Consider the following 11,502-nt stretch of genomic DNA (forward strand, 5'->3'; position numbering starts at 1 on the left):
AAAACTCCTTCTACTAGCGAGAATGGTTTGGTTTATTGACTCGTCAATTCAATCCGTAACAAGATATTGCCCAAACGCACTTCATCGCCATGGCGCAAGGCTTTGGGGCTATTCGCAGCCAGCTTCTCACGATTAATAAAGGTACCATTTGAGCTACCTAAATCTTCGAGCGTACAGACGTTGCCCGTTTGAATGCGAATAATTGCATGGCGACGTGAAACGCCAGCTTCTAGCCCGCCATCGGTCGAAAGATCAATATCGGGATAAAAACTGCCCTTGTTGTCTTGGCGGCCAATCACGATTGGCTGGTTGGTGTTGAAACCGAGCTTGCGCCCGCTATTCAAAATTACCACCCGCAACACTGGAATCGCCGTATCGCGGGGTGGCGCAGGCGGCGGAATGACCAAATTGCCAGAGCCACCAGCCATCGAGGCCGCCCCAAGCGAAGCGGTGGTCTCACGAATGCGCGAAGGCAAAAACGACGAGCCACAGTCAATGCAGAAAAAGGTGCCTGGTAAATTTTCTGTTTCACACGCTGGACACTTAATCATAACAACTTCCTATTGCTCTCCGCCCCGTTCGCGAGCTACCAAGCCACGGGTGCCGTACTTAATCCGTTTGCGACCTTCATCGCTGGTTGTGCCGCTGCGTAACAGGCGGGTGGCCTCTTCTTGCACGGTTTGGGCCAGATCGGTTTGGCCCGATTCGAGCAAGCGCGTGCCAGCCATGCGCAGTTTTTTGGTAGCTTCTTCGATATTGCCTTGCTCGACATGTTGCCAGGCCGAGGCTTGTAAGCGATAGGCCACCGTTCGCTCGAGCCAGTGTTTAACCACGCCATCAACATCTGGCCGAATTTGCTCTGCTGGCCGAATTGGCAATTGCACATCGACCTTGGTTTGCAAGGCTTGGCTGCTGATGCTCGGCACTTCGTAAAACATCTCGACCCGACAGATGGTTTGGTTGCCTGCTGGCATTGGCGGCACGACCAGCTCCAACAAAAAGACTTGATCTTCGCGGCCAACCCACTCGCCGAGCGGCATACGCCACAGCGTTTCGTTGTGAAGTTGCGGGGTGAGCGCGGCAATAAATGGGCGCACCCGAAACAGCGAACGAATCTCAGCTTGCGGGTGCAAGTGAAAGCGCAATTCAACCTTATGCGCCATTACATTTTGCAGCCGTTTGATCTCCTCGGAGAAGACATTAACAATTTGCTGGGCGTTGGTGATGTATTCGGTGCGGCTATTTTCCGCAGAAGCGATAGTTTCGAGTAGATCTTCGTTCCACTCGTCGCCAATGCCCAGCGCCGTGATACCAATGCCCTTGGATTGCGCGCGGCGGGCGATTTCGACGCAGCGGCTTTCATCGCCATAGGTACGGCCATCGGTCAACAAAACCATGCGGCTGATCCCGCGGCTCATCATGGGTCGCGAGATTTCTTGCAAGCCCATCATCATGCCGGTGGCCATTTCGGTGCCACCTTTGGCCTCGATCATGCCAATTGCGCGTTTGATTTGGTCTTTATCGTTGGGGCGTTGGCAGGGCACAACTACTTCGGCGCGGTCGTTGAACGACACCACCGAGAAATAATCTTGACGATTCAGTTGATTGACGACGTTGTTACATGCCTCTTTGACTTGGTAGAGCCGTTCGCCGCGCATTGAAGAGCTACGATCGACAATAAAGCCAAGATTGACCGGAATCGCCAAATCGGCATCGGGAATGCCTGAAGGCGAGGCTTCGACCAACAAATAGACAATTTGTGGATCGTTGCTTTGGGCAACTGCTGGCCGCCCAGGGGTGATGCGCAGTTGAACCATTGCTTGGTTACTCATCGGAGCGCTCCTTGGGCTTGCAAGGGTGGCAATGAAACGACCACCGCGCTAATATTATCTTCGCCGCCTTCTAAGTTGGCGCGGGCAATCAAACGCTGGCAGGCATCTTTGGGCCAAGGCGTTTCATTGATGATCGCGGCCATCTCATCGTCGTCAACCATGCTCCACAAGCCATCGCTACACAATAACAAATGGCTAATGCCCTCAAGGCTTTGATAGATGGAATCGACTTGCAGCTCAGGGTGTTGGCCAACCGTCCGATAGAGTTGATTGCGCAGCGGATGATTGCGGGTTTCTTCTTCGGTCAATTGACCCATCGCAATCAAGCGCCCAACTGTTGAGTGATCGCTGGTAATCAGGCGCAATTTGCCATCGCTCATGGCATACAAGCGGCTATCGCCAACATGGGCAATGTACAAGCCATCGCCAACCATTAACGCTGCAGTGCAGGTTGTGCCCATATCGGTGCCGTGGGCTTGGGCTTCGTTCCAAATCCGCGTGTTGGCATCTTGCACCGCCGTCATCATCAGCAAGGGCAATGGATTGCCTGGATCTTCATCGGCCATGGCTGGCAGGGCCAATTGCTCCAATACGGCAATCATCACAGTTTCAATTGCGCGCCGCGAGGCGATTTCGCCGCCTTCGTGGCCGCCCATGCCGTCGGCAACCACAAACAGGCCAACACTCAAATCGTGCTCGCCATCGGGCAAACTCATCAACAGCGAGTAAACGCTATCTTGGTTATTGCGCCGAATTCGCCCAATATCCCGCGCGGCCCAGGTTGCCAAGCCACGGGTTGAAACGGCTTTGGCCACAATCGGCGCATTGCTAATATCGCGCGTCCCAAGGTAATTTGTGCCATCAGGATCACGCTCCGGCAGTTGCTCCGGGTCGAGTGGGGCTGTGGTTTTTTGCGAGCGTTCGGTGGCCAAAGCGCCAGCAGATTGGGCTGCTGGCAATTCGGCTGTTGGTTCTGGGCTGGTTGGCGCAGCTGCTGGCTCAACGTCAACCGCTGCGGTAGTTGGTTCGACAAGTGGCTCGCTGCTGGCAGGGTTTTCGATCGCAACCGCTGGTTGCTCGGTTGCAGCAGGAGCCGAATCAAGCGTGCTTGGCTCAGTTGAAGTACGCCCGAATAATTTACGAAAAAATCCCATGGCGGACTCTCCTAAGCACGTAAGGCATAGACATGGTGATCCATCGACCCAATATAGACAACACCTTCGACGACCGCTGGCGTAGAAACAATTGGGCCTTCGCAGGTGTGCGTCCAAACAGGCGTGCCCGAACCAGCATCGAGACAATAGACCGTTCCATCAGCGGCCCCGATGTAGATGCGACCTGAATCGGCAACAGGCGACGAGACGATTTGCGCCCCAGTGTTGTATTGCCAAACCTGTTTGCCATTTTTCAGATCAACTGCATAGACATTGCCGTCGATCCCACCAACAAAGGCACGGTTGCCAATGATAATCGGCGATGAATTCACGTAGTGGCTGGTGCGGAATTTCCAGATTGGCCAGCCGCCTTCGAGGTCGAGCGCATGCAGATTGTTATCCATACAGCCAACCAAGACCATGGTATCGTTGGCCGCAGCGCTAGAAACAATCCCGCCTTGGAGCTTTTGTTTCCAGCGAATGCCGCCTTTGAACAGATCGACAGCCACGATACTGCCATCGCCTGCGCCAAAAATAACCATACTTGAGGTCAAACATGGCGATGAGCGAATCCATTGCCAGCCGCGATAGCGCCAGATTTGGCGGCCATTGGTGGCATCAACCGCATACATGTGGTAATCGTCGGAGCCAAAGTAGACCAAACGGTCTTGGACGCGGGGCGATGAGCGCACGGGTTTTTCGGTGCGAAAGACCCAGCGTTGGGTGCCAGCACGGGTATCGAAGGCATAGACGTTGCCATCATCCGAGCCGACAATCACCATCTCATCCCAGACGGTCGGCGTTGATGAAATACCGCCCTCGGTTGGCTTCTTCCAGCGAAATTCGCCACGTTTGGTATCCAAGGCGTAGAGGTTGGTGTCGTAGCAGCCGATGTAGAGCGTGCCATTGCGCACAAATGGCGATGACCGCACTTCATCTTCGCAGCGAAACTTCCAAAGTACCTCAGTATTTTTGCCGCCACGGCGAATTGCTGCCCCAAAGGCTGGCGTTGCTGGCGTAGCGACCGCGACTCCAGCTGGAGCCAGACCTGGCACGCTCATCAAGACCGATTGAAATTCGGCTGCCGAACCCCAGCGATTGGCCATATCGTATTCGAGCGATTTCATCACAATCGCTTCTACTTCGGGCGAAACGCTTGGGTTCAATTGGCGAATCGGGCGATCGCCAAAGGTAAATGGGGTTTCTAAGCGGGGGTCAATGTTGGTGAGCAAGTGGTGCAAGGTCGCGCCCAAGGCGTAGACATCGCCACGGGCTTCGGCAATCCCGCGATATTGTTCTGGTGGCGAATAGCCTTCCGTCCCAATCATCGTGCCTTTTTTATCGGTGCGGGTAAAGACCCGCGCAATCCCGAAGTCGATCAGCACAATCCGATCGCTTGGCGTGACGATCATGTTCGATGGCTTTAAGTCGCGGAAGATAATTGGCTCTGGCTCGTGACCATGCAAATAGTTCAGCACATCGCAGATCTGAATCGCCCAGCGCCCAACTTGGTGCTCTTCCAAGGGGCCGTTGGCTTTTTCGAGCACGGTTTCTAGATCGTGGCCTTCGATCAATTCCATCACCAGATAGGCGCGGCCTGCTTCTTCGAAAAAGTCGTAGACCTTGGGAATTGCTGGATGATTGAGGGTTGCCAACAAGCCAGCTTCGCGCTCGAAGTTCTTCAAGCTCAGCAAGCGGGTTTGCGAATCGGGCGAGTTTTGAAACATCTCTTTGATTGCACAAAAGCGCGTCACATCTTTAAAACGGGTGTCGCGGCCTTTGTAGACCACGCTCATCCCGCCGATGCCCAAAACGCCTTCGATTACATAGCGACCTTCAAGCACCGTGCCAGTTTTGAGCGTTGGCGAGCTTGCTTGGGGCGTGCTTGGCTCTGCTTGTTTTGCGCCTGGCTGTTGCAAACGGGTTGCATCAGGGTTGGGCGCACGATTGCGAATATCTTCCGTGCCCAGCCGTGAAACCCCTTGATTGCGTAAGATCGAGCCAATCCGATTGCTGACGCTGCGAGTTGCATCAGGGTTCTCATTGATGCCACGGGTCGCATCAGGATTTGGATTGATCCCACGGGTTGCATCGGGATTGACTGGTGGAGCAATGCTTCTGGTTGAATCATTGCCCGCGGCGACTAAGCCACGAGTCGAATCGGGATCGGCTGGAGCAATCGTGCGGGTTGCGTCTAAGCCGCGAGTCGAGTCATCGCTGATTGGTTGTGGAGAGAAAGTACGTGTTGCATCATCGGGCTGCCCTGTTGATGAACCGCCATCCGGCCCATCGATTGGGGTTAAACGCGATGTCCCACCTCGTTTGATTAACGCCATACAGCCCCCTTGGCTTTAAGGAACGATCAATGCGCGGCTTGCCGAAGTAGGGGTGATGTTGTAGGACAGCAAATAAACAAGAGCATAACAATAATTGCTACCAACATCCCAATCCACCTACAACTACTGCATCTCGCAGGAGCTTCTTCAAAGCTGCTGGTTGAATAAATCCAGTCGGCTTTGTAGGAACAATGTTGATCAAGTCTTTAAGAAAGAAAATGTTACGATGTATTATACGAAATCGCCCGAAGGCGGGCAAGGTAGCTGGTTAGGCAATTTTAAGTAAAATCCTTGGCTGATGGGTGGTTTGTGCAGCAACATTGCTCGTCAAATAGTCCTCAATTGGCCTAGTACCTAGTTGAATGACCAACGCCGACTACGAATTGAGACACTCAGCACGACCCCAATCCCCATCAAAACTGTTAGGGTAAACGAGCCACCATAGCTCAAAAACGGCAGCGGAATCCCAGTCATAGGCATCATAATTAAGTTCATGCCGATGTTTTCTAAGCAGTGCACCAAGAGCAAGCCGCCAATTCCGGCCACCATCAAGCGCCCAAATGGGTCACGTGCTCGTTCAACGACCCGCCAAATTTGCCAGATGATGATTAATTGCAGCACAATCACCACTGCTGCGCCAATAAAGCCCAGTTCTTCGGCGGTTACGGCAAAAATAAAGTCGCTTTCTTGCACGGGCAAATAGTTTAATTGGCTTTGCACGCCGCGCAACAAACCCATGCCACCCAGCCCGCCGTTGCCAATTGCCAAGCGCGATTGGATAATTTGCCAACAGGCGCGCATGCGAAATTCAATATCGGTTTCGCAGCGTTCTGGGGTCAAGAATACGGTTAATCGTTCGCGCTGATATTGGTCGAATTTGAGCCAAGCCAGCACCACGACCGGCGCGCCAAACAGGCTTAATAGGCCATATTGCACCCAGCGGGTATTGGCGACCAACGACATTACCAGCCAAATCCCAATCATCACCATGCCTGAGCCAAAGTCGGGCTGAAGCATAACCAAGCCAAGCGGCACCGCCAGAATTACCAGCGAAATAAAGACCGATTTCCACGGGCTTGGCTCATCGCCATGCTTGCTCCAAAAGGCTGCCAGCGCAATAATCACCATGAGTTTGGCAGGCTCGGTTGGCTGAAACGACAGTTGGCTTGAGCCGATCCAGCTTTGGGCACCATATTTGACCTGGCCAAGCGCCACCACCATGCCCAACAAACCCAAGGCCGCAACATATAAAACAATTGCCAACGAACGTAGCAACTGATAATCGAGCAGCGCCAGGCCAAACATCAGGCTCACGCCCACGCTAATCCAGACAATATGTTTGGCAAACGATGAGCCAAGCCCAAACACCAAGGTGCCTGCTGAACCCACCGTCGTGGTATAGACCATTGGTAAGCTAATTGCTAGCAACAGCAAGACAGCAACAACCATTAATGGATTAAACTCGCGCCATGAGCGGGCGCGAATGCTAGTGGACATAATAACCCTCCTGACTCAAAATAATACCATATTGGCTTGCTGCGTGTGCGCAATTAACCAATATTCTGGCATAGCTTGAGCGTTTGTTGTTGCAATTATAGCAGTTGCGCTTGCTACGCGATGGGCAATGTGAGCTTGGGGGCTGCTTAACGCTGAATGAGCAATTCGCGCTTTGTCATCAAATTGTTGGGAATAAGGCTAGCCTATTCGCTATAATTCAGTGTATTATCACCAAATAGCAGCATCTGCTATCCCACTCGCGTTTAACCTCTTGATTGCTGATGCTCGTCGTCGTGTATAATTGCGCATATCTTCTATTAAAGAGGATATGCTTAGGATTCCAGAAAGAGTGGATCGTATGCAAGCATCTGCGGAAGGCCCGCGCCGCCGCGGCGATACAGCCGCCAAAACCAATCTTGTTTTGGTTCATGCCCACACGATTTATCGCGAAGGGTTGCGCTATCATTTTGGTCAAGTGCCCCGCTATAAAATTATTGGCGAGGCCAGCAACGGCCAACAAGCAATTCGCTTGGTCGATTATAGCAACCCCGATATTATTGTGATGGACGTTGATTTACCTGGGGTCAACGGGATTGAAGTTGCGCGCACGGTCAAATTAAACCACCCCAATATTGGCGTGATTTTGCTCAGCGATATTAACGATCAAGAAGGGATCGTCAAATCTCTGCGCGCTGGCGTTGCGGCCTATCTTTCGCGCACGATCGATTGGGACGATTTGATCAATTCGGTCGATATGGTGCGCTCAGGCAATTATCCCATTAATGATTTGGTGCTGAATACGCCAGCGGTTGCTGCTGCTGTGATGGATTCATTTCGCCAACTCACCATGGATACCCATACCGAGCATGTCTATTCGCCGATGTCACCGCGTGAAATCGAAGTGCTCGAATTGGTTGCTGCTGGTCAGACCAATAAAGAAATTGCTGCTCGGCTCGAAATTAGCAATCAAACAGTCAAAAATCATATTTCATCAATTTTGCGCAAACTAGCGGTTAACGATCGCACCCAAGCTGTGGTATTTGCATTACAGCGGGGCTGGATTAAAATTGTGCAAAACGATAATTCGTTTTCTGGGATGTAATTGCGGCGTTGCCCACCGCCGGTTTGGATTTGTCCAAGGAGTGTCGTTTGAAGTTGTTGTTACGGCAACGTGTGAGTTTAGCCTTGGTCGTTGTGGCGCTCGCAGCATGTCAACAAGCCCCACAGCCCACTGCTCGCCCGTTACAAAATCAGCTAACTATTCTCGCCTTAACTCCGACAGGCACGGCTACTCCAACGGCTACGGTGACATTAACGCCTGCACCTGCGTCGCCAACTAGCGCGCCTTCGGTTACGCCAACTCGCACAGTTGGGCCTTCGCCAACCAAAGGTGCCACGCCAATCAACCCTTCAGCAGTTATTCCACAAACAACGCCGCAGGCAACGCCGCTGAGCACGCCAACTGCCAATCAGAGCAGCAGTTTTTGCACCCAGAATTTTGGGGCAGTGAGTGATGAGCGGTTTAGTGCACGGCTCAATAATGCTGGGCTTGATCGCACGCCAAATGGCGATCGGCTCTTTTTAGAATTAACTTCAAGCAGCGGCCCGGTCAACGGCCAAGTGCGCTGTGTGCCGCCTGCTGCCGCCCAGTTGCTCTCTAACGATAGCTCCATCGCCAGCGTCATTCAAATCGATTTGCCATTATGGCGACACGATGAGCTGTGGAGTTCGTCTTCGGTCACGCTGACCAAAGTTTTACGCCTCGATACCTTGCAACATGTGCGCTCGGTCGTCTCGCAATCGAGCAGCGATTCAGCAGGCGTGTTGATCGAAATTGGGCTTGATCAAGCCTTGCCATTTACCGTTCAGCTTAATGGCGGTCGCTTAAATGTCGTGATTGCCGATAATGCCAATACCGTGCTTAGCGATGATGCCCTGTCTAAGAGCAATGGCAAACCAACTGCTCCCAAGCAGCCAGTTGTCTTTGCCAGCAAGGGCGATTTGTACCGCTACGAAAGCTCGCGGGTCGTGCCGATTACCACAACCTTGGCAATCGAAAGCGATGTCGCGCTCAGCCCAGATCGCACCCAAATTGCCTTCTGTCGCGCTAATCCCGATGGCTTGCCAACCCAAGGCGCACTCTGGACAAGCACCATCGATGGCGATAACGAAACCTTGGTTGCCGATGTTGGCGGCTGTGCCGAGCCAGCTTGGGCGCTTGATGGCGGCGTGATTTGGTTTACTGCGCCGTGGAGTGATGCAGCGCCTGATAGTTATCGCTTGTGGCAAGTTACTGCCAATGGTGGCGATGCCAGCGCGGTCTCGCCGCTCGATGAGTGGAGCCGCCGCATGCCGCATGCCTTGCCCGATGGCTCAGTGCTGACGGTTGGGCATACCGATGGCGGCCAAGGTGCGTTGCTAATCAGCAATCCGTTGAGCGGCACCGATAACTTGCTTGGCCAAGCCAGCCTTGGCAACTATGCGAGTGTTGGCAAAGCCAGCGTTTCTGCTGATGGCACACGGATTGCCGTCGAAGCCATTCGGGCTGATGGTGGGGCCGACTTGGTTGTGCTCGACCAAAGCGGCAAACAACTTGACCTGATTAGCGGCCAATGGTGGGTGCGTCCGCTGGCGTGGGGCAACGACAACACACTCTATTACTTAAATGTGATTTGTCGTAGCGGCCAAGTGCTGAACTATAGCCTCCACAGCCGCCAAGGCAGCAAAGATAGCCAAATTGTCAAAGGCTCGACCCTTGGCGATCTAGGCTCAGTTGCAGTCGTTGATGATACGATGTTGTATGTACGCTCTTTACAATCGCCCGATACTGAGCGCGGCGCGCAGCCAGTGATTGGCGGAGCCAGCGAATTATGGCTGTATGATCTTTCAAATTCAGCCCGTACGCGCCTGATTGCTGCCGACGATGGCATTACCAGCGTCAAATAAGCGCGAGCAAATTAGCGTTTGGGGCAAGTCACACGACTTGCCCTTTTTGTTAGCAAAAGATGGTGTCTATGTTTCAAGCAATGTATAGCTTGCCCGACCAAGCGTTGCGCAAACTCAGCAGCGTTGATGAAATTCGCGAAATGCGTGCTAGTGGCGAAGGCATGCTGTGGCTTAATTTGTATTCGTGTCAGCCAAGTGAATACGATATCTTTTTGCGCGACATGTTTCATTTTCACCCGCTTGCAATCGAAGATACCCTGAGCACTGGCTATCAACCACCTAAGGTTGATGATTTTGGCGATTATCTGTTTATTATTGTGCATGCGCTTGCAGTGGGCGAAGATGTATCGCGCTTGAGTACCGACGAATTAAACTGCTTCTTAGGCCGCAATTTTGTGGTTACAGCCTCGCATGTACGCTTGGCGGCATTGGATTCAATTTGGGAACGGGCTGGCCGCGATGGGCGGATTCTTGAGCGCGGCGCTGATTTTTTGGCCCATGCAGTGCTCGATGCAATTGTTGATGAATTTTTGCCCTATCTTGACCGAATTGATGAAGAAGTTGATTTTCTGGAAGATAGCATCATTCAAGACCCCAAGCCCAGTGCCTTGCGCCGCATTTTGGAGCTGAAGCACAGCATTTTAGGCTTACGGCGGGTTGTATCGCCCCAACGTGAAGTGATGCAGCGGCTTTCGCGCGGCGAGTTCGATGTGATTTCGCGTAACTGTGAAATTTATTTTCGCGATATTTACGACCATCTGGTGCGCATCACCGACCTCAGCGAAGGCGTGCGCGACGTGGTTGGCAGTACCTTGGATACCTACCTCTCGGTTTCCTCAAACAAAATGAATGAAATTATGAAGGCGCTTACTATCGTCAGCACAATTTTCTTACCCTTAACCCTCGTTACCTCGCTGTATGGCATGAACTTTGAAATGATGCCCGAACTGCATTGGCGCTATGGCTATCTCATGGTGTGGGCAATTATGCTGCTGATTATCATCGGTATGCTCTGGTTTTTTCGCCGCCGCCGCTGGCTGTAAGTGAGGGTTCAGGGTTCAGGGTTCAGGGGCAAGGGAGACGAAAACCGCGAAGAGCGCGAAGTGACACGAAGAATTTTAGCCACGAATTCCACGAATTGCCCGAATACGTATTTTGAGCCACAGATTCCCAGAGATTGTTGGAATTATGTTCTCTGCTCTCTGTTCTATGCTCTTCATCCTTCATCCTTCGGTTCTCTGCGCCTCTGCGTTAAAATATTGATCCACGAAGCCTGTAAAGAAAAATTATTGGGGTATAGGAATCACACTAACATTCCAACACATAAACATTAGGGGGTGCTGGGGGATGAAAACCCCCGGCGTTTCCCTCCGGCGGAGGGACGGAAGGGAGGCGAAACGATGGTGAGCTATCAGTGTTCAGGGGTTAGGAAAACGAAGGCTTCTTTTTAGCCACAGATTGACACAGATTATTGAGATTGAAATTCCGCTAGCCAATAGCCCAAAGCCAATAGCCAAGAGCCATTCTTCCTCTGCGCCTCTGCGTTAATGAATTGATCCACGAAGAGCACGAAGGCTTCTTTTTAGCCACGAATTCCACGAATTGCCCGAATACGTATTTTGAGCCACAGATTCCCAGAGATTGTTGGAATTATGTTCTCTGCTCTCTGTTCTATGCTCTTCATCCCTCATCCTTCATCCTTCATCCTTCGGTCACGTTGCGCCTCTGCGTTAAAAA

At 52.3% G+C, this 11,502-nt stretch carries 8 protein-coding genes; 3 read left to right on the top strand and 5 right to left on the bottom strand.

All coding sequences use genetic code 11. The features are described from left to right. Nucleotides 1-32 precede the first annotated feature (32 nt). The 5 genes from JOD20_RS12530 to JOD20_RS12550 form a co-directional block, all read right to left on the bottom strand. Nucleotides 33-551: an FHA domain-containing protein gene (locus JOD20_RS12530; protein WP_110515503.1), complete on the bottom strand. Its 519-nt coding sequence runs from the start codon at nucleotides 549-551 to the stop codon at nucleotides 33-35. 9 nt (nucleotides 552-560) lie between these two features. After that, on the bottom strand, nucleotides 561-1,832 hold the full coding sequence (locus JOD20_RS12535) for a VWA domain-containing protein (RefSeq protein WP_054534632.1): 1,272 nt from the start codon (nucleotides 1,830-1,832) through the stop codon (nucleotides 561-563). Then, entirely contained in the window at nucleotides 1,829-2,986 is a 1,158-nt protein-coding gene (locus JOD20_RS12540; protein WP_204755584.1) for a PP2C family protein-serine/threonine phosphatase, read from the bottom strand. Before JOD20_RS12540 ends, JOD20_RS12535 begins: the two co-directional genes overlap by 4 nt. Nucleotides 2,987-2,997: 11 nt before the next feature. Further along, nucleotides 2,998-5,322, bottom strand: coding sequence for an outer membrane protein assembly factor BamB family protein (locus JOD20_RS12545; RefSeq protein WP_204755585.1), 2,325 nt, complete (start codon nucleotides 5,320-5,322; stop codon nucleotides 2,998-3,000). A gap of 354 nt (nucleotides 5,323-5,676) precedes the next feature. Beyond that, nucleotides 5,677-6,819, bottom strand: coding sequence for an FtsW/RodA/SpoVE family cell cycle protein (locus JOD20_RS12550; protein ID WP_204755586.1), 1,143 nt, complete (start codon nucleotides 6,817-6,819; stop codon nucleotides 5,677-5,679). Between the two features lie 358 nt (nucleotides 6,820-7,177). Between JOD20_RS12550 and JOD20_RS12555 the strand changes: the two genes are divergently transcribed. The 3 genes from JOD20_RS12555 to corA all read left to right on the top strand — a co-directional run bounded on the left by JOD20_RS12555 (nucleotide 7,178) and on the right by corA (nucleotide 10,808). Further along, nucleotides 7,178-7,921 carry a response regulator transcription factor gene (locus tag JOD20_RS12555; protein ID WP_054534636.1) on the top strand — a complete coding sequence of 248 codons (744 nt, stop codon included), beginning with the start codon at nucleotides 7,178-7,180 and terminating at the stop codon, nucleotides 7,919-7,921. Nucleotides 7,922-7,968: 47 nt separating this feature from the next. Continuing rightward, nucleotides 7,969-9,765 carry a TolB family protein gene (locus JOD20_RS12560; RefSeq protein WP_204755587.1) on the top strand — a complete coding sequence of 599 codons (1,797 nt, stop codon included), beginning with the start codon at nucleotides 7,969-7,971 and terminating at the stop codon, nucleotides 9,763-9,765. A gap of 68 nt (nucleotides 9,766-9,833) precedes the next feature. Further along, nucleotides 9,834-10,808 (top strand): magnesium/cobalt transporter CorA, encoded by a 975-nt coding sequence (gene corA, locus JOD20_RS12565; RefSeq protein ID WP_239583839.1) that lies wholly within the window; start codon nucleotides 9,834-9,836, stop codon nucleotides 10,806-10,808. Nucleotides 10,809-11,502 lie beyond the last annotated feature (694 nt).

Source organism: Herpetosiphon giganteus (assembly GCF_016907925.1).
Lineage (GTDB): Bacteria > Chloroflexota > Chloroflexia > Chloroflexales > Herpetosiphonaceae > Herpetosiphon > Herpetosiphon giganteus.